This is a genomic window from Blastococcus sp. SYSU DS1021 (assembly GCF_054050995.1).
Genome location: NZ_JBJHAL010000005.1, coordinates 137,266 through 162,713, shown reverse-complemented (window position 1 = coordinate 162,713; position 25,448 = coordinate 137,266). Strand labels below are relative to the sequence as shown.

The 25,448-nt window shown below is 74.0% G+C and carries 22 protein-coding genes; 10 read left to right on the top strand and 12 right to left on the bottom strand.

What is annotated here, in order from left to right:
* Window positions 1–2 precede the first annotated feature (2 nt).
* Complete coding sequence (gene galE / locus ACI8AP_RS05760) at window positions 3–995, bottom strand: UDP-glucose 4-epimerase GalE (RefSeq protein WP_456588378.1); 993 nt, start codon at window positions 993–995, stop codon at window positions 3–5.
* Between the two features lie 242 nt (window positions 996–1,237).
* Here galE and ACI8AP_RS05755 point away from each other — a divergent pair, with 242 nt between their 5' ends.
* Window positions 1,238–1,435 carry a hypothetical protein gene (locus tag ACI8AP_RS05755; protein ID WP_456588377.1) on the top strand — a complete coding sequence of 66 codons (198 nt, stop codon included), beginning with the start codon at window positions 1,238–1,240 and terminating at the stop codon, window positions 1,433–1,435.
* A gap of 191 nt (window positions 1,436–1,626) precedes the next feature.
* Window positions 1,627–1,800 carry a hypothetical protein gene (locus tag ACI8AP_RS05750; protein ID WP_456588376.1) on the top strand — a complete coding sequence of 58 codons (174 nt, stop codon included), beginning with the start codon at window positions 1,627–1,629 and terminating at the stop codon, window positions 1,798–1,800.
* A 16-nt stretch (window positions 1,801–1,816) separates the two neighbouring features.
* Here ACI8AP_RS05750 and ACI8AP_RS05745 read toward each other — a convergent pair whose 3' ends face one another.
* The 3 genes from ACI8AP_RS05745 to rfbB all read right to left on the bottom strand — a co-directional run bounded on the left by ACI8AP_RS05745 (window position 1,817) and on the right by rfbB (window position 4,587).
* Window positions 1,817–2,674: a hypothetical protein gene (locus ACI8AP_RS05745; protein WP_456588375.1), complete on the bottom strand. Its 858-nt coding sequence runs from the start codon at window positions 2,672–2,674 to the stop codon at window positions 1,817–1,819.
* Window positions 2,675–2,749: 75 nt separating this feature from the next.
* Entirely contained in the window at window positions 2,750–3,595 is an 846-nt protein-coding gene (locus tag ACI8AP_RS05740; RefSeq protein WP_456588374.1) for an SDR family oxidoreductase, read from the bottom strand.
* On the bottom strand, window positions 3,592–4,587 hold the full coding sequence (gene rfbB / locus ACI8AP_RS05735) for a dTDP-glucose 4,6-dehydratase (RefSeq protein ID WP_456588373.1): 996 nt from the start codon (window positions 4,585–4,587) through the stop codon (window positions 3,592–3,594). The genes ACI8AP_RS05740 and rfbB overlap by 4 nt, the downstream gene beginning before the upstream one ends.
* A 325-nt stretch (window positions 4,588–4,912) precedes the next feature.
* On the opposite strand from rfbB, the gene ACI8AP_RS05730 reads away from it, so the two are divergent.
* Window positions 4,913–6,271, top strand: a complete 1,359-nt coding sequence (locus ACI8AP_RS05730; protein ID WP_456588372.1) for a hypothetical protein — start codon at window positions 4,913–4,915, stop codon at window positions 6,269–6,271.
* A 149-nt stretch (window positions 6,272–6,420) separates the two neighbouring features.
* Window positions 6,421–7,929: a sugar transferase gene (locus ACI8AP_RS05725; protein ID WP_456588371.1), complete on the top strand. Its 1,509-nt coding sequence runs from the start codon at window positions 6,421–6,423 to the stop codon at window positions 7,927–7,929.
* A 57-nt stretch (window positions 7,930–7,986) separates the two neighbouring features.
* Here ACI8AP_RS05725 and ACI8AP_RS05720 read toward each other — a convergent pair whose 3' ends face one another.
* Complete coding sequence (locus tag ACI8AP_RS05720) at window positions 7,987–9,258, bottom strand: hypothetical protein (RefSeq protein WP_456588370.1); 1,272 nt, start codon at window positions 9,256–9,258, stop codon at window positions 7,987–7,989.
* Window positions 9,259–9,463: 205 nt separating this feature from the next.
* Here ACI8AP_RS05720 and ACI8AP_RS05715 point away from each other — a divergent pair, with 205 nt between their 5' ends.
* Window positions 9,464–9,634 carry a hypothetical protein gene (locus tag ACI8AP_RS05715; protein WP_456588369.1) on the top strand — a complete coding sequence of 57 codons (171 nt, stop codon included), beginning with the start codon at window positions 9,464–9,466 and terminating at the stop codon, window positions 9,632–9,634.
* Here the strand turns inward: ACI8AP_RS05715 and ACI8AP_RS05710 are convergent.
* Window positions 9,631–10,443: an arsenate reductase/protein-tyrosine-phosphatase family protein gene (locus ACI8AP_RS05710; RefSeq protein ID WP_456588368.1), complete on the bottom strand. Its 813-nt coding sequence runs from the start codon at window positions 10,441–10,443 to the stop codon at window positions 9,631–9,633. The genes ACI8AP_RS05715 and ACI8AP_RS05710 overlap by 4 nt on opposite strands.
* A 193-nt stretch (window positions 10,444–10,636) precedes the next feature.
* Here ACI8AP_RS05710 and ACI8AP_RS05705 point away from each other — a divergent pair, with 193 nt between their 5' ends.
* Both ACI8AP_RS05705 and ACI8AP_RS05700 read left to right on the top strand, forming a co-directional pair.
* Window positions 10,637–11,530: an ATP-grasp fold amidoligase family protein gene (locus ACI8AP_RS05705; RefSeq protein WP_456588367.1), complete on the top strand. Its 894-nt coding sequence runs from the start codon at window positions 10,637–10,639 to the stop codon at window positions 11,528–11,530.
* A gap of 10 nt (window positions 11,531–11,540) precedes the next feature.
* On the top strand, window positions 11,541–12,650 hold the full coding sequence (locus ACI8AP_RS05700; RefSeq protein WP_456588366.1) for a glycosyltransferase family 4 protein: 1,110 nt from the start codon (window positions 11,541–11,543) through the stop codon (window positions 12,648–12,650).
* Window positions 12,651–12,672: 22 nt separating this feature from the next.
* Here ACI8AP_RS05700 and ACI8AP_RS05695 read toward each other — a convergent pair whose 3' ends face one another.
* The 5 genes from ACI8AP_RS05695 to ACI8AP_RS05675 all read right to left on the bottom strand — a co-directional run bounded on the left by ACI8AP_RS05695 (window position 12,673) and on the right by ACI8AP_RS05675 (window position 19,891).
* Complete coding sequence (locus ACI8AP_RS05695; protein ID WP_456588365.1) at window positions 12,673–14,181, bottom strand: sugar transferase; 1,509 nt, start codon at window positions 14,179–14,181, stop codon at window positions 12,673–12,675.
* Between the two features lie 264 nt (window positions 14,182–14,445).
* Window positions 14,446–16,107, bottom strand: a complete 1,662-nt coding sequence (locus ACI8AP_RS05690) for a polysaccharide biosynthesis tyrosine autokinase (protein ID WP_456588364.1) — start codon at window positions 16,105–16,107, stop codon at window positions 14,446–14,448.
* Between the two features lie 151 nt (window positions 16,108–16,258).
* Entirely contained in the window at window positions 16,259–17,296 is a 1,038-nt protein-coding gene (locus ACI8AP_RS05685; protein WP_456588363.1) for a glycosyltransferase family 4 protein, read from the bottom strand.
* A complete protein-coding gene (locus tag ACI8AP_RS05680) occupies window positions 17,293–18,258 on the bottom strand; it encodes a glycosyltransferase (RefSeq protein WP_456588362.1) in 966 nt (321 codons plus the stop codon). The genes ACI8AP_RS05685 and ACI8AP_RS05680 overlap by 4 nt, the downstream gene beginning before the upstream one ends.
* A gap of 133 nt (window positions 18,259–18,391) precedes the next feature.
* Window positions 18,392–19,891, bottom strand: a complete 1,500-nt coding sequence (locus ACI8AP_RS05675) for an O-antigen ligase family protein (protein ID WP_456588361.1) — start codon at window positions 19,889–19,891, stop codon at window positions 18,392–18,394.
* A 322-nt stretch (window positions 19,892–20,213) separates the two neighbouring features.
* On the opposite strand from ACI8AP_RS05675, the gene ACI8AP_RS05670 reads away from it, so the two are divergent.
* Window positions 20,214–21,533, top strand: coding sequence for a UDP-glucose dehydrogenase family protein (locus ACI8AP_RS05670; protein WP_456588360.1), 1,320 nt, complete (start codon window positions 20,214–20,216; stop codon window positions 21,531–21,533).
* Window positions 21,534–21,586: 53 nt separating this feature from the next.
* Window positions 21,587–22,918 (top strand): hypothetical protein, encoded by a 1,332-nt coding sequence (locus tag ACI8AP_RS05665; RefSeq protein WP_456588359.1) that lies wholly within the window; start codon window positions 21,587–21,589, stop codon window positions 22,916–22,918.
* Window positions 22,919–22,921: 3 nt separating this feature from the next.
* Here the strand turns inward: ACI8AP_RS05665 and ACI8AP_RS05660 are convergent, their stop codons facing one another.
* The gene (locus ACI8AP_RS05660) at window positions 22,922–23,908 is read right to left on the bottom strand and encodes a polysaccharide lyase (protein WP_456588358.1); all 987 of its coding nucleotides are present in this window, start codon (window positions 23,906–23,908) and stop codon (window positions 22,922–22,924) included.
* A 300-nt stretch (window positions 23,909–24,208) separates the two neighbouring features.
* Between ACI8AP_RS05660 and ACI8AP_RS05655 the strand changes: the two genes are divergently transcribed.
* Complete coding sequence (locus ACI8AP_RS05655; RefSeq protein ID WP_456588357.1) at window positions 24,209–25,441, top strand: acyltransferase family protein; 1,233 nt, start codon at window positions 24,209–24,211, stop codon at window positions 25,439–25,441.
* The last annotated feature ends 7 nt before the right edge of the window (window positions 25,442–25,448 follow it).

Genomic DNA, 25,448 nt, shown 5'->3' with positions numbered 1-25,448 from the left:
GGTCAGCCGGTCGACGCGGGGGTCTCGCCGCGGGCGGTCCATCCGGCCCACGCCGATGCCACCATGTCCATGACCCCGTACTGCGCGCGCCAGCCCAGCGCCTCGTGGATCAGGTCGGCCGAGGCCACCACGCGCGCGGGGTCACCCGCCCGCCGGGGCTCGACGACCGGCTCCGCCCAGGCCCCGTCCGCGGTGCCCGACACCGCTCGGATGGTCTCCACCATCTCCCGCACCGAGACGCCCTCGCCGCGGCCGATGTTGGCGGTGAGGGCCGTCACTTCGCCGTCGCCGAGCGCGCGCGCCGCGGCGACGTGCGCGGAGGCGACGTCCGCGACGTGGATGAAGTCCCGGATGCAGGTGCCGTCGGGCGTCGGGTAGTCGTCACCGAAGATGCGGGGCGGCCGCCGCTGGGCGAGCTGCTGGAACACCATCGGGACGAGGTTGGAGACCCCCCGGTCGGTGAGCGCCGGCTCGGCGCTCCCCGCGACGTTGAAGTAGCGGAGATTCACGAAGCGCAGGCCGGTGGCGGCGGCGACCTCCTGGACCATCCACTCCCCCACGAGCTTGGTCGTCCCGTAGGGGTTCACGGGGCTACAACCGATCGACTCCTGCACAACGTCGACATCCGGAGCCCCGTAGACGGCAGCGCTCGAGGAGAAGATGAACGAGGTGACGCCGGCCGCGGTCACCGCCTCGAGCAGGGTGCGCAGGCCCTCGACGTTCTCGCGGTAGTAGTACAGCGGTCGGCGGACGGACTCCTCGACCTGCTTCTTGGCGGCCACGTGGACGACGCCGGTCACCCCGTGGTCGGCGATCACGCGGCTCACGGTGTCTCCGTCGAGGACGCTGCCGCCCTCGAAGGGGATACCGGGAATGCGGCTCCGGTCGCCGGAGGAGAGGTCGTCGAGCACGACGACGTCCTGCCCGGCTCCCCGCATCGCACGGACGATGTGTGCCCCGATGTAGCCGGCTCCCCCGGTCACCAGCCATGTCACGGGTTGAGGTTATCCAGCCGGGGCCGCCGCCGGGCCGGGAGGCGCGGCTGTGCTCTCACGTTCCACCGGAGGGGTGACGTCGCGCGCCTCCCCCGCGATGCCACGCCGGGCGCGGGGGCCACAGTCGCGGCCTCCCGGTTTGGAGGCCAGTGTGCGCGGGCACCGTCCCAGCACTCCGTTTCAGCAGGTTCTGCCCGCGCCGGATCGCCGTCGGTTCCGGCCCGCCCCGTAGGAATGGCGCCATGACGTGGCTGTTGGTGATCGGTCTCTCTTGGACGCTGCTCGCCCTGGGCGCCGCAGTGGTCGTCGGGCGAGGCATCCGGTCAGCGAACACGCCCGCCGCACCCGCCGCCTGGACCGACGAGGTCGAGAAGCACCTGCGCCAGCAGTCGGACCCGCGCTCGTTCCCCGCGCAGGGTGAGTCACCGGCCGCAGCCTGACCGCCCTCGCCCGTACGGTGGCCGGGAGCACCCGGGGCGTCCTCCGCTGTGGCGAGGACCACGACGGCCGCCGCGAGCGCACGTATCCCGCGCCCTGGCTCGTGGTGGTAGACATCGCGGTGGCCGCGCCTTGCGGCGACCCGGTGATCGGGACGGGGCAGGTGGCAGACCCGGGGAGGGCGGAGCGCGAGATGGCCGATCAGCCCTGCTTGCCGGCCCGCTCCCGGCCCCGCACCGGGGGCGCGTCGTCCGGTCGGCGGGTGGCGGCGGCGCACGTGCACTGGTTCCGCCGGGTCGGCCAGGACCCGTTCAGCAGCGCGACGCTCTACGCGTGCCGCTGCGGGGAGGTGCGCGCCGGGTTCTGAGCGGCGGGCCCGGTCGTCAGCGAGCCGGATCCCCGGCCGGCCGGACGCCGGGCTGAGCCAGCTCGAGGGAGTGGGCGTCGTCCGTCCGGCGCAGCGCCCAGTCGGCCGGGAGCACCAGCCGCGGCGCGACACCGATGAGGACGGCGACCAGGAACGCCACCCCGGCCAGCGCCTCGCCGGACTCCTCGACGAAGGTGGCGGTGACCCGGAGCGAGTCGGGGGCGACGACGGAGAGGGCGGAGAGCCCGACCGCGGCGACGCCGTAGCCGGCCAGGCTGCCGAGGACGCGGCGCCGGTCACGGCGCTCGGTGCGGCTGAGGAAGAACAGCGCCCCGACGACGGCCAGGGCGACGAGGGCGCTGAGGGTGATGGCGGCGGGCCGGCCGGCGGCGGCGTCCAGGGCGGTCATCGCGTCGGCGTGCACGGTGCCCCCGGCCTTGACCGAGGCGATGCCGGCCGCGACCAGCCCGACGGCCAGCCACCAGGTGCGGCGGCCGGGGTCGCGGGCGGCGCCGGCGACGGCGGCGAGGGCGGCGACGGCGAACAGCCCGGCCACGAAGAGACGGGGCAGGGAGAAGGGCGCGTCCATGGAGAGGGCGCGGGCAGCTGTGCCGGTGGCCCCGGTCAGGCGCAGCAGGAAGCCGGTGGCCATGAGCGCCACGGCGGCGGCGGCCAGCCCGACGCCCACCGGGGGCAGCGGGACGGCGCGGCGGCGGGTGCGCGCGGCGGCGGGCTGCGGCGCGCGAACCGGCTCGACCCAGGAGGCGGCCGCGCGCTCGTCCGCGTGCCGGATCGCCCGGCCGATCACGACGCCGAGCACGACGGCGATCGCCATCCAGACGACCAGTCCGCCGATGATCCACGTCCACCACACACCGCGATCATCGGCAGGCCGGGGGCGGAACTTGACCGACCTGTCCCCCGTGTCGGGGGTGCCGGGACGCCGGGGTCAGCTGAGGCGGCTGAGGTGGTCGCGCAGGCCCTCGCGCCAGTGCACCGGCCGGAAGCCCGCGGCGCGGATCTTCGCCAGGTCCAGCACGGAGTTCAGCGGTCTCGGCGCGACGCCTGCGCGCCCGGCGAAGTACTCGGCGGTGCTCACGCGCTGCACGTCGTCGGCAGAGCGGCCGCGGGCGGTGAAGACCAGCGCGGCGACGTCGGCCCAGGACGCAGGCTCGCCGTCGCCGGTGAGGTTGTAGGGGCCGTACGGCGCCCCCGTGCCGACCAGGTGGCGGATGCCGGCGGCGAGGTCGGCGGCGGTGGTGGGCCGGCCGATCTGGTCGTCGACGACCGAGGGGCTGATCCCGCGGTCGGCGAGGCCGGCCATGGTGTGCACGAAGTTGCCGCCCTCCCCCACCACCCAGGTGGTGCGCACCAGCCAGTGCCGCTCGACCGCGGTCGCACACGCGTCACCGTCGGCCTTGCTACGGCCGTAGACCGACAACGGCGAAGGCGGGAGGTCCTCGGGGATCGGGCCGGGATGGGTGCCGTCGAAGACGTACTCGCTGGAGAGGTGGACCAGCGCCGCGCCGGCCCGGTCGGCGGCGTGCGCGAGGTGCGCGACGGCGTCGACGTTCACCGCGCGCACCGCGGCCAGGTTGGCCGGGTCCTCCGCGGCGTCGACGGCGGTCCAGGCGGCGGCGTTGAGCACGACGTCGACGCCGGTCCAGTCGAAGGCCCGCACGGCGGCGGCGTCGGTGACGTCGAGCGCGGCCCGGTCCAGCGCCACGGCGTCGGGGAACGCACCCCGCAGCGCGCGGCCGAGCTGCCCGCCGGCGCCGACGATGACGGCGTTCACTGCCCCTGGGCCGCGTACTGCGCCTCGACGCCGTCCTTGAGCGGGCGCCACCAGGCCGTGTTCTCCCGGTACCAGTCGATGGTGGCGGCCAGGCCGTCGCGGAAGTCGGTGTAGCGCGGCGTCCACCCGAGCTCGGTGCGCAGCTTCGTGGCGTCGATGGCGTAGCGCAGGTCGTGGCCGGCCCGGTCGGTGACCGAGTCGAAGGCGTCGGCCGGCCGGCCGAGCAGCTCGAGGATCAGGCCGAGCACCTCGCGGTTGTTCTTCTCCCCGTCGGCGCCGATCAGGTAGGTCTCACCGGAGCGGCCCCGGTCCAGGACCGCGTGGACGGCGGAGTTGTGGTCGTCGACGTGGATCCAGTCGCGCACGTTCTCGCCTGCGCCGTAGAGCTTGGGGCGCAGGCCGACGAGCACGTTGGTGATCTGCCGCGGGATGAACTTCTCCACGTGCTGGTAGGGCCCGTAGTTGTTGGAGCAGTTCGAGATGGTGGCGTGGATGCCGAAGGAGCGCACCCAGGCCCGAACCAGCAGGTCCGACCCCGCCTTGGTCGACGAGTAAGGGCTGGAGGGGTTGTACGGCGTCTCCGGCGTGAACTTCGCCGGGTCGTCCAGCTCCAGGTCGCCGTACACCTCGTCGGTGGAGATGTGGTGGTAGCGGACGCCGTGCCGACGCACCGCCTCGAGCAGCGTGAACGTGCCGACGACGTTGGTCTGCAGGAACGGCGAGGGATCGCGCAGCGAGTTGTCGTTGTGGCTCTCGGCCGCGAAGTGGACGACGACGTCGCAGCGGGCCACCAGCCGGTCGACCAGGTCCGCGTCGGCGACAGAGCCGTGGACGAACTCGATGTCGTCACGGACGGGTGCCAGGGACGCCTCGTTCCCCGCGTAGGTCAGCGCGTCGAGCACGGTGACCTCGTACTCGGGGTGCTCGCGCAGCGTCTGGTGCACGAAGTTGGCGCCGATGAAGCCGGCACCCCCGGTGACGAGCATGCGCATCGCCTGCTGAACCTCCGCCGTGGATCGCGACCGGACGAGGACCCCGCCCGGTGCCCGCGCCGCGGCGGGCCGTCGTGCAGGGCATGACGGTAGTCGCCCCAGGGGGTGCTCATCGCCGGTTCCCGGCCTCGGCGACCCCGATCGAGGGGGGCGCCCGCTCGCGCCGGACCTCGACCCCATGGCCGCGATACCGATCGGTTACGTAACCGACAGTGAGGCCGGGCCGCGCGCCGCCGCTGTTAACCCGCACGCCACCCGATCCCGGTTCCCCTCGCCGGGAGTTGGGCCGAAGGTGTCTCACGAGGCGAGGAACAGGAGGAGGCGCGTGTCCATCGGCCGGGCGGCGGGAGCGCTGTCGGGACCGCACGCCCTCGTCGCGCCGCACGCCGGCCTCCCCGGGCGCGGGGCGTGGCCGCGCCGCCTGCTGATGGCCGCCCTGCTGTCCCTGGGCGCCTGGCTGCTGCTCGCCGTCTCCGCCGACGCGGCGCGGGCCGACTCCGCCGGCCACACGGAGGGCGACACCTCCGTGGTCGCGCCGCCCGGCCTCGAGGAACCGCCCCCCGACGTCCCCGCGGACCCCCCGCCCGACGTCCCCGCAGACCCCCCGCCCGACGTCCCGACGGACCCCCCGCCCGACGTCCCGACGGACCCCTCGCCCGACGTCCCCGCGGACCCCTCGCCCGACGTCCCCGCGGACCCCCCGCCGGCCGGGCCCCCGGCTACTCCCGCCACCCCGGCCGTGCCCGGCCCGACACCGACCACCCCGACCGACGGCGACGTCACCCCGCCCGTGGCGCCGACGCCGCCACCCGCGGAACCGGACGTCACCCCGCCTGCGGCCGACCCGGCACCCGTCGACCCGGCACCCATCGACCCCGCACCCGCCGACCCCGCACCCGCCGATCAGTCGCCGCCGGACAGCGAACCCGTCGACGGCGAGCCGACCGACGAGGAGCCCGCCGGCCCCACCGAGGGCGACGCCACCGAGGGCGAACCCAGCGACGAGGAGCCCGCCGGCCCCACCGAGGGCGACGCCACCGAGGGCGAACCCAGCGACGAGGAGCCCGCCGGCCCCACCGAGGGCGAACCGACCGAGAGCGAGCCCGGCGGCACCGAGCCCACCGAGCCCACCAAGGCAGGCACGGAGCTCGCCGGCACGGAGGAAGCCGACACTCAGCCCGCGAACGCCCCGCTTCCGGCCACCTCGGCGACCAAGCCGCCGACGGCGCTGCCGCAGAGCGCGCCGACGCCGGACGCCACCGCGCCGCCGTGCCTCCCCGCCGCCGCGGAGACGACCACGACGGGGGCGGCGGCCTCCGCGTCCCCGTCCGCGCGCGGGGCCGGCACCACCCAGCCGGTCACACCGACCCTCACCGCGACCCCGCAGCCCCCCGGCCCGCCGCCCCCGGCCCCGCCACCGGCACCGGTGCGCCCGCCGGGCCAGCACGGCCCTCCGGCGGCGCCGGTCGCACCGGTGCCCGCGAGCGGCCCGGGCGGCCCCGCGTCGGCCACCGCGTCCGGCAGCGGTGGGTTCGGCGCCGGCCACACCGACCACGCGGACTGCGTGCTCGCGGTGCTCGACGCGGGCTTCCCCGCGTCTCTCGCCGGCTCGATCCGGACCGCTCGCGGGAACGACGCCGCCCTCCTCGGCCGCGTCGAGGAGCCGGGCGCCAGCCCCGACTGACGGGCGCACGCTCCCCTCTTCGCCCGCCCCGCCGGTCCGTCGATCGGCTCGTCGAACAGTCCATGACTCCGCACGCGCGTCCCGCCCCCGGTGTGCCTCTCTCCCCACCGGGCGCCGGATCGCCGTTCGCACCGCAGGGAACTCACCCGATGAGCAGTGAAGCCATCCCGTCCGAACACCTCACCCACCACCACCGTGCCGCGCCGCCTCCACGGCTCACGCGGGCCGACCGGCTGCGCGGGGCGGGCACCGCCGCCCGCCGCGCCTGGCGCGGTCCCTACGTCCGCCGCCTGGTGGTGTGGGACGCCGTCTGCGCGTCCGTCGCCGCCGGCAGCGGTCTGCTCGCCCGCTTCCACCCGCCGGACGTCGGTGCCACCAACGCGTCCCTGGCCATCGCCGTCGCCCTGCCCGGCGTCTGGCTGTTCGCCATGGTGGTCGCCCGCAGCTACGAGAGCCGCTACCTGTGGGAGGGGCCGGAGGAGTTCCGCCGCGTCTTCTTCGCCGCCGCGCTGCTGCTGGCCCTGGTGGGCACGGTCTCGTGGGGCCTCAAGCTGGAGGTCGCCCGCGGTTTCGTCGTCGTCGCCCTGCCGCTGGCCACCGCGCTCACCCTCGCCCACCGCCAGGCGCACCGGTCGTGGCTGCGCCGACAGCGGGCTCGCGGCCGCTTCCAGCAGACGACGCTGCTCGTCGGCCACCGCAACGGCGTGGCCGCGCTCCGGGAGCAGCTGCACCGGGAGGTCGACCAGGGCTACTCCGTCATCGGCTGCTGCCTGCCCGCACGCTCCGGCAGCCGCGGCGGCTCCGTCGGTCTGCCGGTGCTCGGCGGCCTCGACGAGGTGGTCGACGTCGTCGAGCGGTACGAGGTGGACACCGTGGCCGTCCTGCCGTGCCCCGAGCTGGACGGTGCGGCGCTGCGCCGGCTGGGCTGGGAGCTGGAGAAGACGCAGGCCGACCTGCTGCTCGCGCCGGCCGTCTCCGAGGTCGTCGGCCCACGCATCCGGGTGCGCCCGGTGTGCGGGCTCTCGCTGCTGCAGATGGAGCGGCCCGAGCTGCGCGGCCTCCACCGGCTGGTGAAGGAGTCCTTCGACCGGTTCTGCGCCGTCCTGCTCCTGCTGCTGCTGGCCCCGGTCCTCGTCGGCGCCGGCCTGGCCGTCAAGCTCGACAGCCCGGGGCCGGTGTTCTACCGCCAGGTGCGGGTGGGCCGGGACGGGCACCGGTTCCCGATGCTGAAGTTCCGGAGCATGCACGTCGGGGCCGACCGCCTGGTCACCCGCCTGGCCCCGGTGAGCGACGGCAACGGCGTGCTGTTCAAGATGCGGCGCGACCCGCGGGTGACGCGGGTTGGCCGGGTCCTGCGGCGGTACTCGGTCGACGAGCTGCCCCAGCTGATCAACATCCTCCGCGGGGAGATGTCGATGGTAGGCCCCCGCCCGCCGCTGCCCTCGGAGGTCGAGCGGTACGGGGTGGAGATGCACCGCCGGCTGGTGGTCAAGCCCGGCCTGACCGGGCTGTGGCAGGTGAGCGGCAGGTCCGACCTGTCCTGGACCGACTCGGTGCGGCTGGACATCCACTACGTGGAGAACTGGTCCCTGATGCTGGACCTGATGATCCTGTGGCGGACGGTGGGGGCGGTCCTCACCGGTCGCGGTGCGTACTGAGACGCCGAAGGGGCGGGCGCCGCGCGTCTCGCGCGGCACCCGCCCCTCACGGTCGGGTCAGCGATAACCGGGGCTGACGTACCCGATGCCGACGGAGCCGGCCGGGACGAAGTCACCCGACGCGGGCTTGCCCTGCGTGAGGGTGCCGGTCAGGTTCCCGATCGACGGCCACGAGACGACGCCGTTGCTGATCTTCGCGGGGCAGCTGCGGTCATCGGTCTGCGGCCACACGCTGTAGCCCATGTCCCGGCCGGAGCGCGGGTCGAGGTAGACGTTCTCGAGGGCCAGCGGGTAGGTGTTGCAGTCGATGCGGATGAACTGCCCGCCCCGCTCGATCGGGTTCACCTCGGAGCTGCCGACGTTGGTGTTCCGGATGGTGCCCTTGCCGATGGCGCCGAGGTCCTGGCGGACCTGGATGCCCTGGTAGTTGGTCGTGCCGCTGAGCCGGTCGATCCGGTACTCGCGCACCCCGCCCCACGGCTGGAAGACGTCGGCGTGGTTCACCGAGTAGGTGCCGCGCAGGGCCTCCATGCGGACGTTCTGGATCTGCACGGTGGCCTCGGGGGCGTTCACGGCGATGCCGTCGGCCTGGGAGCCCGGGACGTTGCCGTTGATGAGGACGCCCTCGATGTGCACGGTGCCGGTGCACTTGTGCACGTAGATGGCGCGCTGGTCGTCGTTGCCGAAGCGGGCGGTGGGCGCGACGGTGATCTGCCCGCCCATGATGACGGCGTTGCGGCAGTTGGCGATGGTGATCGGCCCGGCCGGGCGGTCGGCGGGCAGCTTGACCAGGACGTCGCCGCCCCGGGCCCCGATGGTCGTGACCGAGTTGCTCGGGGTGACGTTGGTGACCGGGTAGTTCTGCCAGCCGGCCGGCGGGGCCCAGCTGAGGGCGCCGCTCGCGGGAGCGGCGACGGGCTTCGCGGGGGTTGTCGCGGGCTGCGTGGGCACGGGAGCCGGGGCAGGCGCGGTGGGAGCCGTGGTCGTCGGGCCGGTGGGCCGCGTGCCGGTCCGGGAATCGGCGACCGGGGCCGGCTGCTCGTTCGGGGCCGGAGCCTGCGCCTGGGTGCCGGCGGGGGCCGGGGCGGCCGGAGCCTCGACGGCCGGCGGGGCACCCACCGGGGACTGCGCGGCTGGGCGGGAGTCCCGGGTCTCCGCGGCCTGCGGGGACTGGCTCGCGACGACGTCGGCCCCCTGGTTCTGCACGAGTGGGTAGCTGAGCGGGAGGATGCCGACCAGGGCGAGGGAGAGCTGCGCCAGCCGACGTCGGGAGAGACGCCTGCGGCGGGGCCGGTGGTTTCGCCACTGTCGGTAAGCGGTTCGTGACACGCGACAGAAGGTAGCGTCACGATTACGTAACGCCAAGCCCGTTCGAGTGAATTTCTCGGGCTTCGCGCCGAGCCGCCCCCGGTTCTGCTAAGCGACTCGCGGCCCGACCTGCGCGGACACCCGCACATGCGGCGAGAAGAATCTTCGGCAGGTTCTGCCCGCGTCGGACCCGGCCCGCTCGCAGCGGTCCGCCTAGGAAGGTCCCATGACATGGCTGCTGGTCCTCGCGACCGCCTGGATGACGCTGGCCGGCCTCCTGGCGCTCGTCATCGGCCGGGCGGTCCGCGTGGCCGACCGCCGGCAGACTCCGGGCACCCCGCCGGTGCCGGACTTCGTGCCCGCGGAGTGGACGACCTCCCCGATCACCCCGCGCTAGGAACCGGAACCGGAGCCGGCGCGCCGGCGGAAGCCCAGGACGCCGAACGAACGCCGCACGGGACGCCCGGGCCGATCCGCCGCCGGTGCGGAGCCGCCCGCGGTCGGGCCCTCGTCGCCGGACGGCCGGCCGTCGACCGCATGGGCACCGCCGCGGTCGACGTGCGCGGCGCCCCCCCGGGGATCGGGCACGGCCGCGTCGTGCAGGGACGGGTGCAGGGAGGCCAGCGCGGCCAGCACCGGCAGCAGCGCCTCGGCCACCGCCTGCCCCATCTCCTCGTGACCCTGCAGGGGGCGGCCGATCGGGTCGGCGATGTCGTCTTCCTCCCCGCCGCTGCGCCCGGGGCGCGCCGCGGCCAGGGCGGCGACCAGCGCGCGGACCCGGTCGGCGAAGCCGCCTCCCGCGGGCCGCCGGTCGTCGAGGGCGTCGAGCAGCGCCGCGGCCTCCCGCAGGGTGAAGGTGCGCGCCAGGGCCCGGGGCACGAGCCCCAGCACGTCGCGGCGGTGGTAGCGGGTGAGGGTGAGGACCAGGTCGGCCTCGGCGACCATCCCGGGCTCCAGCTGACGGGCCACGAACCCCTCGGGGTCCCCACCCAGCCCGGACAGGACCAGCGCGCTGTGCGGGTGCATCCGCGATCCGGCGACCGCGCGCGTACCCGCGCTGACCAGCCGGAGGTCGGACACCTCCGGCCCGAGGAGTTCGCGCAGGTAGGCCCGCCCCAGCCCCTGCCCCAGGGCCGACCGGCAGATGTTCCCGGTGCACACCAGCAGGACGGTGACGGGGTTCGCGGGCGGATGCTGGTCGGGCACGGCACCAGTGTGGGCGGTGCGGGCCGTCCCCCGACACCTCCGATGGGGTGGTTGCGCTGCGCGGGAAGTCGACCCGGAACCCCGGGTACTAGGCTCGCCCGCGACACCGGACGTCGGACGGCGCGCCGGGAACCGACACCAGCCGGCGTGCCCACGTCTCACACCAGAAGGGGTCAGGATGCCCCGGAGCGGCTTGAACGAGAGCCTCCGACACGTTTTCCAGCCGGCTCACCGCAGGGTCGCCGGCCTCCTGCCCCTCCCTCTCCGGCGGCGATACCTGTACCTGGCCGGGCACGGGCGGCTGCCCCGGCTCCGCGATCCGCAGACGTTCGGCGAGAAGATCAACTGGCGCATCCTCCACGACCGGCGCCCGCTGCTGGCCTGGACCTGCGACAAGCTGGCGATGAAGGAGCACGCGGCCCAGGTGCAGGAGGAGGCCGGCATCTCGGTGCCCGAGACCTTCTGGTCGGGCACGAATCTCACCGAGGTGGCCGGCCGGATGTTCGACCGGCCCTGGGTGCTCAAGCCCAACCACCGCAGCGGCCTGGTGCGCTTCGGCAGCGAGAAGGAAACGGTCGACGCGCGGACGATCGCGGAGACGAGGACCTGGCTGCGCGACGACCAGAGCGTCCTGCTCGGCGAGTGGGCGTACAGCGAGGCGCGCCCCCTGTACGTCATCGAGGAGGCCATCGGCGACGGCGTGACGCCGCCCGACGACTACAAGTACCTGGTCTTCGACGGCAAGATCGCCGCGGTGTCGGTCGATACGGGCCGGTTCACCAAGCAGCACTCGCGCACCTTCTACACGGCCGACTGGGAACCACTGCACGTGGCGACCGCCCTGGGCAGCGGCGAGCCCGGCCCGCCGCCGGAGAACCTGGCCGAGCTGAACCACGCGGCGGAGGTGCTCGGCCGCGACTTCGACTTCATGCGGGTCGACCTCTACAACGTCGACGGCACCATCTGGTTCAGCGAGTTCACCCCCTACCCGGGCGGGGGTGTGCTGCCGTTCGAGCCGCCCAGCTTCGACGCCTGGCTCGGGGACCAGTGGACGCTGCCCGCCCTCGACGACGTCTCGGGCCGGTGAGCCGGGCACGATGCGGAACGGAACGACGGGCCCCGGCCACCACGACGACGGCGCGCTCCGGGTCCTGAGCGTCGGCCCGACCGGCGGGCAGCCCGGCGGCATGGCCTCGGTCGTCGCCGAGCTGGAGACCCAGAACCGGCTCAGTGCCACCCCCGTTCAGCTGCGGGTCGTGGACTCCGGCGGGATCGGCCCCGCTCCGCGGCGGGCCGTGGCGTTCGCCCGCAGCCTGCTGACGGCCGGCACGGCGCGCGCCGACGTCGTCCACCTGCACGTGGCCAGCCGCGGCAGCACCTGGCGCAAGCTGGCGATCGCGCGGGCGTGCGCGCTGCGCGGCCTGCCCTACGGCATCCACCTGCACGGCGCCGGGTACCGGGACTTCCTCGCGACGCTCTCGCCGGCCGCGAAGCGCCGGGTCGGGCAGTTCTTCCAGCGCGCGGCGTTCGTGGTGGTCCTGGGCAAGCCGTGGGCCCGGCTGGTCTCCGAGGAGCTGGGCGTTCCCGCCGCGCGGGTGCACGTCGTGCACAACGGCGTGGCGGACGGCGCACCGCCGGTCGTGCCGTGGCCGGCCGGTCGCACCAAGCGGGTGCTCCTGCTCGGCCGGATCGACGAGTCCAAGGGCGTGCCCGAGCTGCTGCGTGCGTTCGAGCGGCTCGACGACCTCCACGACGCGGAGCTGGTCCTCGCCGGCCCCCCGGTCGAACCCCACGTCGTCGCACTCGTGGAGGAGGCGGTCCGGGCCCGCCCCGGCCGCATCACCTACGCGGGGTCGCTCCCCCGCGCGCAGGCGCAGGAGCTGCTGCGGGAGGCCTACCTGCTGGCCGCGCCCAGCCACGCCGAGGGCCTGCCGATGGTGGTCATCGAGGCCATGAGCCTGGGTATCCCGGCCGTCACGACCCCGGTCGGCGCCATGGAGGAGCTGGTCACCTCAGGCGCCAACGGCTATCTCGTCCCACCCGGCGACGTCGACGCCCTGGCCGAGCACCTGCGGCTCCTCCTGGGCGGCGAGCAGCTGCGCGACGCGATGGCGCAGGCGGCCTACGCGACGTGGCAGGCGGGGTTCGACGCCCGCACCATGTACGCCGACATCCGCGACCTGTGGCAGGAGGCGGCCGCCGGCTGAGCCGGGGCCGCCCGGCCGGGCGTCAGTAGGCGCCGCGCCCGCGGAGGACGGCCCCGAGGGTCTTCCAGAGGATCATCATGTCGAAGCTCAGCGACCAGTTCTCCACGTAGCGCACGTCGATACGCACAGAGTCGTCCCAGGAGAGGTCCGAGCGGCCGCTGATCTGCCACAGCCCGGTGATGCCCGGCTTGACCAGGAAGCGGCGGCGCATGTCGAAGCCGTAGCGCTCGGTCTCGCTGGGCAGCGGCGGACGCGGGCCGACCAGGCTCATGTCGCCGCGCAGCACGTTGATCAGCTGCGGCAGCTCGTCGAGGGAGTAACGGCGCAGCACCCGCCCGACCCGCGTCACGCGCGGGTCGGCCTTGCGCTTGTAGAGGACACCGTTGCCGTCGTTGTCGGACTCGAGCACCTCGACCATCCGGTCGGCGCCCTGCACCATGCTGCGGAACTTGAGCATGGAGAACGTCTGCCCGTCGCGGCCGACGCGGGTCTGCTTGAAGAACACCGGACCCCGGCTGGTCGTCTTCAGGGCCAGCGCGATGAGGAGGAACAGCGGGAGCGTCAGGAGCAGCGCGACGGCGGCGAGGGAGGTGTCGACCGCCGTCTTGGCCAGCCGGCGCACGCCGCGCAGCTCGGGCCGCTCGACGTGCAGCAGCGGCAGCCCGCAGACGGGGCGGATGGCGACCCGCGGCCCGACGACCTCGGTGACGGCCGGGGCGAGCAGCAGCTCGGCCTCGGTCTTCTCCAGCTCCCAGCCGAGCCGGCGCAGCGACGAGCCGTCCAGCTCCGGGCAGGGCATGACGGCGACGGTGTCGACCTCGTACCGCTTCACCACGTCGAGCACCTCGTCGAGGCCGCCGAGGACCGGCAGGCCGTCGAAGTCGGTGGGAACGTCGGCCGCCTTGCCGTCGGGCAGGCAGCACCCGATGACCCGGTAGCCGTGGTAGGCGGCGCGGTCGAGCTCGGCGTGCAGCGAGGCCACGGCGTTCCGGTGCCCGACGATGACCGTCGTCTGCTGGAACGCCCCGCCGGTGCGGGCCCGGTGCAGCGCCTGCCGGCGCACGTAGCGGTACAGCAGGGTGAGCACAGTGGCCAGCGGGAGGGCGACGACGACGAAGCCGCGGGCGACGCGCAGGTCCAGCCCCCAGGAGACCACGGCCACGACGGCCAGCAGGACCGCGGCGGAGTGCAGCACCCGCCGGAACTCCTCGGCACCGACCCAGAGGAAGCGCTCCTCGTAGCTGCGGCCGACGTGCATGGCGGCCAGCCACAGGAACGGCATGAGCAGCGCGGCCCACAGCGAGTACTGGGCCGCGCCGTCGACGTCGGTGCCGAACCGGACGAAGTAGCCGATGGTGGCCGCGAGCACGGCGCAGACCGCATCCCCGAGGACGATGCTGCGGACGTACGCCGAGCGCCACGCCCGTCGCGCCTCGGTGCCCTCGCCGCGGAGGCGGCGGAGGCCGTAGAAGCGGGTCCGCACCTTCGCCGGCAGCACCTCACGAGTGGTCTGTTCGTGAGCAACCTGCATCGAGATACCGAGCCCCCTGGGTGCGTCTGGTCGTCGTGGTGGCGTACCCGCCAACACAGCGCCTCGCTCACCTGCACGGAGAGTGAGCACGCATGGGCAGCCGGACACCATTGCTCCGGCCGGTCGAGCCGCCATCACGACGTTAACGGCTCAGCGCTGAAATGTCTCGCCCACGACATAACAGCACGTAACGGACACCCTCGGTCACAGACTGTCAGCGAGGTCCGTCACGTCGCCCGCCCGCCCGCCCGTGGAGCGAACGGCTCAATTCCCGCTCGTCGAGTCCGAATGCCGGGGCGCGGTGGAGCCGACGACGGGGATCTCGGTGGTCGCCGGATCCGTCGGCACCTCGGCCCGCGTCGCACCCGCCGGCGGGGGCGGCACGTCGGGGCGCGTCGCTGCCGGCACGTCGGGGCGCGGTGCCGCCGCCGGCGCGGCCGGCGCCTCCCGCGTCGTTGCTCCCGCGGGCTCGGTCCCGCCGTCGTCCCCGCTTCGTTCGCCCGGCGCCTGGGGGGTCTCCTGGGCGGCGGCGGGCCGGAGCTTGGGCTCGGGCTCCGTGGGGGGCTCTCCCTGATAGCCGGACGCCTGCAGCGCCGACGCCGGGGCGTGGGTGAGGACCACCCCGAGCCTCCTCGCGCCGACCCGGTCGAGCACCGCCGCGGCCCGCTCCAGCTCGTCCTGCCGGGTCTTCCCCTGGCGGACAGCCAGGAGGACGCCGTCCATGGCCACCGCGACGGCGCTGCCGTCGGCGACCGGCAGCAGCGGCGGAGTGTCGAAGACGACGAAGTCGTGGGTGGCGCGCAGCCGGTCCACCACGCCGGGCAGCTTGCCCGACGCGAGCAGCTCGCTCGGGTTCGGCGGGATCGCTCCGGCCCCGAGGACCGACAGCCGGCCGTTGTCGTAGGACTGGAGGACGTCGTCGAGGTCGGCGGTGCCGGCCAGGACGCTGGTGAGCCCCGCGCCGTCGGACAGCCCGAGGTACTTGGCCACCCGGGGGTGCCGCAGGTCGGAGTCGACCAGCGCGACCCGGTGCCCGCCCTCGGCCAGCGTGACGGCCAGATTGACGGCGAGGGTGGTCTTGCCCTCCGCGCCGGCCGCGCTCGACACCATGATCACGCGCGGCGGCTGGTCGACGTCGAGGAACTGCAGGTTGGTGCGCAGCTGCCGGAACGCCTCGGCGTTGCCCGACCGGCTGTGCCGCTCGAGCACGTGCTCGGAGGCGAGCTGCCGATCGCGGGCGACGGCCCCGATCACCGGGACGCCGGCCGCCGCGGAGGCGACCTTCGCATCGCGCACCGAGCGGTCCATCCGCACCCGCGCGTAGGCCAGCACGAGGCCGACGAGCAGGCCGATGAGCACGCCGACGGCGGTGTTGGCGACGGGGTTCGGGGAGGAGGGCTCCTCCGCGATCGCCGGGGTGCCCAGGGGCTGGATCTCCACCGGCACGGTCGTCACCGGCACCTCGTCGGGGTCGGTGGGCGTCGTCGTGGTCTCCTCGACCGCCAGCACCAGCTCGGTGAACTCGGCGGCGACCGCCACGGCGATGTCGCGGGCCCGTTCGGCCGAGGTGTCGGTCACGACGATGTCCAGGACGGTGGTGTCCGGCCGCACCGAGGCCTCGATCCGCTCCTGCAGCTGCGCCGCCGTGAGGTCGAGGTCGAGCCGGTCGATGACGGAGTCGGCCAGGACCTCGCTGCCGAGGATCTCGACGTAGGAGGGCACCCGGCTCTCGGCGAACTGGGTGCCCTGGAACGCGGCGGTGGTGGAGCTGGCGTCCGTCGACGTCACCCAGAGTTGAGCCGACGACGTGTACGTCGGCGTCATCGCCTGGGTGGTGCCGGCCCCGACCGCGCCGCCCACCAGCACCCCGATCACGGGCAGGAACCACCCGGCGCGGAAGGCCGCGATGGTGTCTCTGAGTTCCACTACTTCCTCGTCTCCGGTGATCGACGCTCACAGGCGTGAGCTGCAGGCGGTCGCGGACGTCGCGCGGGCCCGCGCGCTGCCGGCGCAGCCGACTCAAGCAGTTGCTGGGCCGTCCAGGCTAGATATCGTGCGGGGGATCCGGGGGGAAGCTTCACCCGGACGGGCCATTGCCGATGCACTTGCGCCAGTGTTCGACGAAGTTGCGCCGCACGACGTCGTTCGAGTGCCGGGCCCGCACCCGCTCCCACGCGCGGCGCCCCAGTGACAGGGCGAGCTCCGGGGAAGCGGCCATCCGCCGCAGCGCCGCGCCGAGCGCCTCGGGGTCGGCCGGGGGCACGACCATCCCCGTGTCGTCGACCACGTCGGCGATCTGGCCGACGTCGCTGGCGATGACCGGCGTCGCCAGGCTCATCGACTCGAGGATGATCATCGGCATGGCCTCCGCCCGGCTGGGCAGCACGAGCGCGAGCGCCGTCCGCAGCCGGGCCTGCACCTGCTCCGGCGGGACGGGCCCTTCGAACACCACGCCGTCGGGGAGCGGCTCGGGCAGCCGGAACTGCGGGGCGAGGTCGCCGAAGAGGATCAGCTGCTGGCCGTCCAGCCGGGCCTCCGACCATGCGTCGAGGAGGACGTCGGCGCCCTTGCGCGGCCCGACCTCGCCGGCGAAGACAAAGCCCGAGCGACCGTCGGCGACCGGGCTCTCCTCGATGGGCACCGAGTTGGCCACCCGGACGGCGTCGATGCCGAGGGAGCGCACGACCTCGGCCGCCGGATCGGTGAGCACGAACACCACCGCGGGCCAGCGCAGCACCAGCCGGGCCAGCCGGCGGTTGCCCTCGGCGAACGCGACGAACTGCGAGCCGTGCACCAGGGCGGTGCAGCAGATCCCGCGCCGGCGGGCGATGCCGAGCAGCAGCCCCTCGCGGAGGAAGGAGCCGTGCTGGGTCAGGTGGAAGTGCCAGACGTCGGTGGGCTCCACCCGGCTGACCAGGACCCTCAGCGCCGTCCGGGCGAACGTGGCGAGGGTCCGCCGCCGGTCGCCGTGCCAGTAGGAGGGCCACTCGCGCACGACGAGGTCGTCGCCGCTCCAGGTGTTCATCGTGCGCACCACGGAGGAGACACCGCCGCGCCCCTGCGACGCGTTGCCGATCTGCGTGACGCGCAGCGCGGGCCGCAGCGGGCGGCTCACGCCGACGTGTCCCCGGCTCGGCGGATCACCACGCCGGAGGGGTCGAGGTCCGCGGCGGTCAGCTCCCCGGGCGCCCGCAGCAGGACCAGCCCGCGCCCGGCGAGCTCACGGGCCACCTGCAGCTGGTGGTCGTCGACGTGCTCGCCGCGCTCTGCCAGCCGCGGGACGACGACGGGCCGGACGCCGAGCTCGAGGGCGCGCATCAGGGTGCCCACGCCGGCGTGGGTGACGAAGACGTCGCTCTCGGCCACCAGGCGGTCGAAGTCCTCGGCGCGCATCTCCTGGTTCACGTCCCCCGGCAGGTCGTCGCGCGTGGTGGCGCCCAGCTGCCAGGTGACGGTGTCGCCGGGGCGCAACCCGTCCCGCACCGCATCGACCAGCGCGTCGAAGCGGAACGGCTTGATGGTGCCGAGGCTGACGAAGACGCGGCGTCCCCCGCCGCTCCGGGCGGGGCCGTCGGGAACGGGGACGGCGGTGTAGTCGTCGAGAAGCGAGGGGCCCAGCTGCCAGCCGGGGCGGTCGGCCCACGTGGCGTGCTGGCAGTACCGCTGCACCCGTGGCAGCCGCTCGAGGATGCGGCCGGTGGCCGAGGGCCCGTCGAAGCGGGACACGCTCTCGATGTAGACGAACGGGAGGCGCCGCAGCTGCGCGATCGCGTAGGCGGAGAGACCGACCGCGGCACCGGTGCTCAGGACGACGTCGAAGGGTTCCCGGCGGGTCTCCCGGTGCAGCCGGACGGCGGCGCGAACCGCCGGTGCCAGGCCTCGCGGAGGCACGTAGTCGAGAGCGACCACGCGGCGCCCGCCGAGCAGCGACCGGCTCTGCTCGGACTCGAACGTGGCGAAGACCGAATCCGGCCGGAGGGCGAAGCGCTCGGCCCACCGGACGATCTGCGCGAGGTGACCACCGGTCGAGGCGACCAGGAGGGCGCGCTTGCCGCTGAGCGCCGCGGACAGCTCCACCCTCTCACCTGCCGGTTCGGCTCGATCCCGTCGTGGTGGCACTCCCGCAGCGTAATGGGGCACGGGAGCGCAGCCCTTCCCGCGCGCGCCGATTCGCCGGTTGGGGTGGCTGCCGGCAGCGGACGGAGACGGGCTAGGTGACGTTCGCCACGTCCGCGCGTGCCGGTTCGGGACGCCGCCGGTCCGGATGCGCTCCGCCCGGCCGCTCCCCGGCGGCCCCGTCCTCCTCGGCGGACCGTGCACCGAACGATCCCAGCAGGCCCACCAGGACGAACAAAGGGATGTAGGAGGGCGGGGAGACGAAAACCGGGTTGCCGGTCGACTCCAGCAGGTACTGGACCAGCCAGGCGATCCCGGTCAGCCCGAGGAACCGCGCCACCGGCTCGGCGTCGCGCGAGAGCCGGCTCACGGTCCGGAAGACGGCGACGAGCGCGGCGAGGAACGCCAGCATCCCGAGGAAACCGGACTCCCCCAGCACCGCCGGCCACATGGTGTCGGTGAGGAACATCGCGTTGCCGGTGCGCTCGGAGAGCCCCCAGACGTACTGGTAGCCGCGCTCGAGGTAGAGGGGGCTGTAGAACTCCGAGGCCGTGTCCGAGCCGAACCGGCCGAAGCCGGCGCCCAGCGGGAAGTAGTCCTGGGCGACGAAGAAGGAGTCGCGGGTCATCAGCGTGCGCGCCGCGGTGCCCTCGGACTGGTCCAGGTAGGTGGCGACGATGCCCTGCAGCGCGTTCAGCAGCGTCGACCAGAAGACGATGACGATGCCGGCGACGACGGTGAGCGCCGCGGGGAAGACGCCGGCGCGGCCGGCCCGGGAGCTCAGCCACAGGAAGCTGCCCATCATCCCCAGCCAGGTCTTGCGCCGGAAGGAGAGGACGGCGACCAGGGCCATGCCGGCCGACAGCAGCCAGGTGAAGCGGGTCGAGCCCATGCTGGTGTTCCAGGCGACGACCGCGAGGAACCCCAGGGCGGCCATGATGCCGAGCGTGCCCGGCTCGACGAACGGCCCGATCAGCGACGGGATGGCCGCGCGGTAGCTGAGCTGGTCGATGTTGCCGACCGTGCTCTGCCAGGTCTGCGGGATGGCCAGGTTGACCAGGCAGCAGGCGATGATGAACAGCAGGACGGCGACGCCGCCCTTGGCCAGGCGGCGCACGTCCGCGCTGGACCAGCGCAGCTGCGCCACGGCCAGCGCGAGCAGGATGCCCTTGCCGGCCAGCGCGGTCCCCGAGGCCAGGACGACGAGCGGCACGTTCGCGACCAGCCCGCTGACCACCCCCAGCACCCCGTAGAGGGCGAACCAGCCCAGCCCGGGGAAGGTCCGGAGCGGCTCGCCGCGGAACAGCCGGGGCCCGACGCAGACGAGCAGCGAGGCGCCGATCACCGCCTCGTCGAGGTAGTCCACCTGGGCGATGCCGCTCACCTGGGCGGCCGACTTGTTGAACAGGCTGACCAGGACGGCGGCCGCCACGAAGCGCTTGGGGTGCTGGCAGCCCCACGCGAGCACGGGGACGCCGACCACCAGCAGGAGCACCGGGACCGGCTGGTAGGACGCCGCCACGGTGAGCCCGACGACGGCGAGCACGCAGACGACCAGCGAGCGGGGCACGGTCCTGGTCAGCGCGTCACCCACCCCGACCCCTTCCACGCCCCGGCCCGCTCGCTCCGGGCGATACGGTCCCCGCTGGTCCGACGCAGCGTTCCACGCGTACCGGCGCTCCGACAATGCCACGCCGCCGCGACCCCCCGGCCGGGCGACGCCTCGGTATGGCTGCCGTCACACCCGTGGGGGCCACCGCCACCTGCACGGTGGATTCTCCCCCTCCCCGTCGCCGTCCGGCTGGCGTTCCCGGTGGTGCGTGGTCGAACATGGCGGAGGCCTGCATCGGACGGACGGGGGAACGCCGGGGCCAGACCTGCCCGACCAACCCCCACTCGGACTACAGGAGCACTGCGTGAAGATCTCGGTCATCGGCTGCGGATACCTGGGCGCGGTGCACGCCGCCTCGATGGCCGAGCTGGGTCACGACGTCGTCGGCGTCGACGTGGACCAGGCGAAGATCGACGCGCTGGCGAAGGCCCAGGCGCCCTTCTTCGAGCCGGGCTTCGAGGAGCTGCTCGAGCGCACCCTGGCCACCGGGCGGCTGCGCTTCACCACCGATATGGCCGACGCGGCCGGCTCCACCGTCCACTTCGTCTGCGTCGGCACCCCGCAGAAGCGCGGCGAGTACGCCGCCGACATGCGCTACGTGCAGGGCGCGGTCGAGTCGCTGCTCGAGGTGCTCTCCCCCGGCGAGCTCGTCGTCGGCAAGTCCACCGTGCCGGTGGGGACGGCGGCCCGGCTGGCCGAGCTGATCGACGAGAAGGTGCCCGGGGCCCTGCTGGCGTGGAACCCCGAGTTCCTGCGCGAGGGCTTCGCCGTCCAGGACACGCTGCACCCCGACCGGCTGGTCTACGGCCTGCCGGCCGGGCCCGACGCCGAGACGGCCCGGAAGCTGCTGGACGAGGTGTACGCCACGATCGTCGCGCGGGGCACACCCAAGGTGGAGAGCGACTACGCCACCGCCGAGATGGTGAAGACCGCCGCCAACTCGTTCCTGGCCACCAAGATCTCCTTCATCAACGCCATGGCCGAGCTGTGCGAGGCGACCGGCGCCGACGTGAAGCTGCTCGCCGACGCGATCGGCTACGACGACCGGATCGGCCGCAAGTTCCTCAACGCCGGCCTCGGCTTCGGCGGCGGCTGCCTGCCCAAGGACATCCGCGCCTTCATGGCCCGCGCCGGGGAGCTGGGCGCCGACCAGGCGCTGACGTTCCTGCGCGAGGTCGACAACATCAACATGCGCCGGCGCATCCGCATGGTGGAGCTGGCCCGCGAGGTCTGCGACGGTTCGCTGCTGGGCAAGAAGGTCGCCGTCCTGGGTGCGGCGTTCAAGCCCGACAGCGACGACATCCGCGACTCCCCGGCGCTCAACGTCGCCGCGCAGCTGCAGCTGCAGGGCGCCGTCGTCCGGGTGACCGACCCGGCCGCCATCGAGAACAGCCGCCGGCAGTGGCCGCAGCTGGACTACGCGGCCACGCCGGAGGAGGCGGCCGAGGGCGCCGACGCCGTGCTGGTGCTCACCGAGTGGAAGCAGTACCGCGAGCTGGACCCGGTGGCGTTCGGCCGGGTGGTGTCGCAGAAGCGGGTGCTCGACGGCCGCAACGCGCTGAGCCGCAGCGAGTGGACCGCCGCGGGCTGGACCTACCGGGCGCTCGGCCGCCGCGCCGGCTGACCCCCTGATCCGCCAATCTCGACTGCCGTGCCGCTGCCCCTCCGCGCCGCCCGATGGTGATCCGACGGCTGGGCCGCGCCCTGCGCGGGGGGAAGCTGGTCAGCCGGGGGCTCACCGTCGCCGACCAGGCGATCTCCAGCGCCAGCAACATGCTGCTGTCGGTGGCGATCGCCTCCGGCGTGAGCGCGAGCGTCTTCGGCGAGTTCGCGATCATCTACAGCATCTACTGGCTGCTGCTGGGCGGAACCCGCGCCGCGGTCCTCGACCCGCTGCTCATCACCCAGCGGAACGTGCTCAAGGGCGCGCCGGTGCACCTGGTCGCCGTGGCGTCGGCGGCGGCGGTCGGGGCCATCGGCATCCCGGTCGGCCTGCTCCTGCTGGCCACCCCCCTGGACGTCGCCTGGGTGGTGTTCTTCCTGGGGCTGCCCGCCCTGCTGGTGCAGGACGCGCTGCGCTACGTCGGCTTCTTCGAGCAGCGGCCGGGTCGGGCGGTGCTGCTGGACGGCGTCTGGCTGGTCGTGATGATCGTCGCCACCGTGCTGGCCCTGACCGACGTCATCTCGGGCACCGCCGTCGTCCTGGGCCTGTGGATCCTCGGCGCGCTGCTGGCCGACGTGATCGGCCTGGTCGCCTTCCGGCTGCGCCGCGAGCCCCTGCACCTGCGGGCGCGGCTGCGGGCGATGTGGCCGGTGTCCGGCCCGCTGCTCGGCGACTTCGCGCTCTCCTCGGGCTCCGGCCAGCTGACGATCTTCGTGCTGCCGCTGGTGGCGAGCACCGCGCTGCTCGGCTCGCTGAAGGCCGCGCAGGTGGCCAACGGCCCGCTCAACATCACCGTGGCCGCCGCGAGCGTCATCTGCCTGCCGATGGTGGCGAGCGCGGTGGAGTCCGACCGGAACCGGGCGCTGCGCATCGGCCGGTTCGCCTCGCTGGCGCTGGCCGGGGTCGCCGTGGTGTACGGCACGGTGCTCGTGCTGCTGCCGCAGGGCGTCGGGCAGGCGCTGTTCGGCGAGTCGTGGGGCTCGGGCTGGCTGGTGGCCGCGGTGAGCGTGCAGATGGTGCTGTTCGGCATCACGCACGGGGCGCTGCTGGCGATGCGCGGTTCGCGCAACACCGGGGCCGCGCTGAAGGTGCGGATCGCCGTGGCGCCGATCGCGGTGCTCCTGCCCGTCGCGCTGACCGCCGTCTGGGGCCGCACGGGCCTGATGGCGGGGCTGGTGATCGCCGCCGCGACGATGTCGCTGGTGAGCTGGCTGGTCGCCGTCCGGGTCGTGCCGAGGACCCTGCCGCCGGAGGACGGCACGGCCGGCGACGAGGCCGTCGAGGTCCTGGAGGACGCCCCGACCGGCAAGAACCCGCTGGGCTCGCCGGCGTCCGCGGCGCAGTAGCCGTCAGTCGGCCGCCGGCGCGTCGAGCGCGACACTCTTCCGCGACTCGCCCCAGCGGGCGTCGGAGAAGTAGAGGGTGTGCTCGCGCCGGGTGTTGCTCGCCGCGTAGATGCCCTGCTTGAAGTAGACGCTCTGCCCCTCGAACAGGTTGGCCCCGACGGCGTTGACCAGCCGCTCGTCGTTGATCCACACCTGCGTGTTGCCCTGCTCGGGGTCGGTGGACCACTCGATGCGGACGATGTGGTCCAGCCACTCGCCCCGCTCCAGCGGGCCGAGGTCGTAGGTGGCGACATACTCCGCGGACTCGCGACCCTGCAGCCCGCCGCGCACGGAGAGCCGGATCTCCGGCTGCGGCCCGTCGGTGACCCACAGGTCGACGTTGGGCGACCCCTCGTTCGCCGTCTGGTGCCACTGGGTGTAGATCAGGAACTCGCCGCCGCCGTCCCACAGGAAGTCCTCGGGGAAGTACGTCGACCACGAGTACCACTGCACGTCGCCCTCCCGGGGCGCGCCGGCCTCCTCGATGGTCGAGCGCACCTCCCCGCGGATGGTGGTGTCGACGCCGAAGGTGAAGTCGCCCGGGCGGGCGGAGAAGGCGGCGGAGTACTCGTACCCGGGGCGGACCGGCTCGTCGACGACCCGCACCTGCTCGGGCCGGGCAGCCTGCACCTCGCTCCAGTCGGAGAGGTCGCCGTCGGCGTAGCTCCACACCTGCTCGGGCTCCGCCGGCTGCTCCGGCGACGTCGATCCCGAGGTGGCGGAGGACCTCGACCGGGAGGTGGTGAACCGGTCCCCCGTCGTCGGGACCGGATCGAGCTGGGCCCGCGGGATGGCGGTGCTCTCGATCGGGGTCGACGTCGGTTGTGCCGTCGCGTGCGGGGCCTCGCCCTCACCCCCGCCGTCGCCGGAGTCGCCCGAGCCGCAGGCGCTCAGTACCAGCGACGCCGTCACCGCCAGGGCGAGCGGGAGCCGTCGTCGTCCTCGAGTCACTGCGGTTCCCTCTGGTCCTGGTCTCAGCACGGTGGGCGGCACAGCCCCCCGGACGACGGCCGACTCCCCCGGTACGAGCCCGCACCGGGCAACCACGGGCGGGCCGCCCGAGACTACTCATCGAGAGCTCGTGACCGCAGCGTCACCGCCACGTAGGAGGAAACGAGGTGTTCACGCCCCGTGTTCCCCGACGCCCGGCGGCGACGGCCGGCAGCGCTTATTGTCGGTAGCGATGATCTTCCCCCGACGTGTCGCCGACGAGCAGCCCGAGGTGCCCGGCGCACCTCGGGCGGGTTAGCGGTGTCGACACCACGCCCTGGCACGACGTCGCGCAGCGCCGCCACGCGGCCGGCGGGCCAGGGCGCGGGTGAGCGGCAGCCGCGGCGCGCAGCAGCGCTGCCGGCGCGTCCGCGGGCGTCGTCGTCCGGCCCCCTTCCGCCGAAGCCGACCGCGCGACTGGACTCGCTGACCGGCCTACGGTTCGTCGCGGCGCTGCTGGTCTTCGGCTCGCACCTGATCGCGACGTTCGAGTTCACGCCGGTGGCCGACACGGTCTACCCGTACCTGGAGCCGGGCGCGGCCGGGGTGAGCTTCTTCTTCATCCTCAGCGGGTTCGTGCTCACCTGGACGCATCGGCCCGGTGACCGGGCCGGCCCGTTCTACCGCCGGCGGTTCGCCCGCATCGCGCCCGCGTACTGGGTTGCGGTGATCGCGTTCATCCCGCTGAACGCGCTGGCCCGCCCGGAGGAGACCGGGACGCTGCTGCTGCACATGGCGCCGCAGTTCCTCGGCCTGCACGCGTGGATCCCGGACAACGAGTACTACTGGGCCGGGAACGGCGTCACGTGGTCGATCTCCTGCGAGATGTTCTTCTACGCGCTGTTCCCGCTGCTGATCGTGCAGGCGCTGCGCCTGTCGCAACGGGCGCGGTGGTGGGTCGCCGGGGTGCTCTGCCTGCTGGTGATCGTGCCCCCGATCGTGCTGGCGCCGCTCACCCACGGCGAGACGGTGGCCGACTGGGCGATCTTCATCTTCCCGGTGCAGCGGCTGTGGGAGTTCTGCCTCGGCATCCTCATCGCACTGTGGATCAAGGAGGGCGCCCGAGTCCGCCGCATCGGGCTCGGCGGCTCGCTCGCGCTGGTCGCCGTCGCCTACGTCGTCGCGGCGTTCGCGCCCGCGTACCTGATCTGGGTGGCGATCCCGTTCATCCCGTTCGCGCTCACCATCGCGACGGCCGCGCAGGCCGACCTCGACGGGCGCCCGTCGGTGTTCCGCCGCCCGGTGCTGGTGAAGCTCGGCGAGTGGTCGTTCGCCTTCTACCTCACCCACCAGCTGGTGATCCGGGCGGTGGACTACGTGTTCGAGCCCACCACCGTCGCGGCGGCCATCGGCGCGTCGGTGCTGGCCCTGGTCGGGTCGATCGCCAGCGCCTACGTGTTGTTCACCGTGGTCGAGAAGCCGCTGGAGCGGCGGCTGCGCGGCGGCACGCTACCGGTGAGCACCGGCGGCGGCGGTCACGCCCAGAAGCGCTAGCGCGACC

Bases quoted from the DNA above. Each gene is read 5' to 3' on its own strand.
- ACI8AP_RS05755 (WP_456588377.1), top strand. From the start codon at position 1,238: ATGACGTGGCTGTTGGTGATCGGTCTCTCTTGGACGCTGCTCGCCCTG.
- ACI8AP_RS05750 (WP_456588376.1), top strand. From the start codon at position 1,627: ATGGCCGATCAGCCCTGCTTGCCGGCCCGCTCCCGGCCCCGCACCGGG.
- rfbB (WP_456588373.1), bottom strand. From the start codon at position 4,587: ATGCGCATGCTCGTCACCGGGGGTGCCGGCTTCATCGGCGCCAACTTC.
- ACI8AP_RS05725 (WP_456588371.1), top strand. From the start codon at position 6,421: ATGAGCAGTGAAGCCATCCCGTCCGAACACCTCACCCACCACCACCGT.
- ACI8AP_RS05715 (WP_456588369.1), top strand. From the start codon at position 9,464: ATGACATGGCTGCTGGTCCTCGCGACCGCCTGGATGACGCTGGCCGGC.
- ACI8AP_RS05700 (WP_456588366.1), top strand. From the start codon at position 11,541: ATGCGGAACGGAACGACGGGCCCCGGCCACCACGACGACGGCGCGCTC.
- ACI8AP_RS05695 (WP_456588365.1), bottom strand. From the start codon at position 14,181: ATGCAGGTTGCTCACGAACAGACCACTCGTGAGGTGCTGCCGGCGAAG.
- ACI8AP_RS05665 (WP_456588359.1), top strand. From the start codon at position 21,587: ATGGTGATCCGACGGCTGGGCCGCGCCCTGCGCGGGGGGAAGCTGGTC.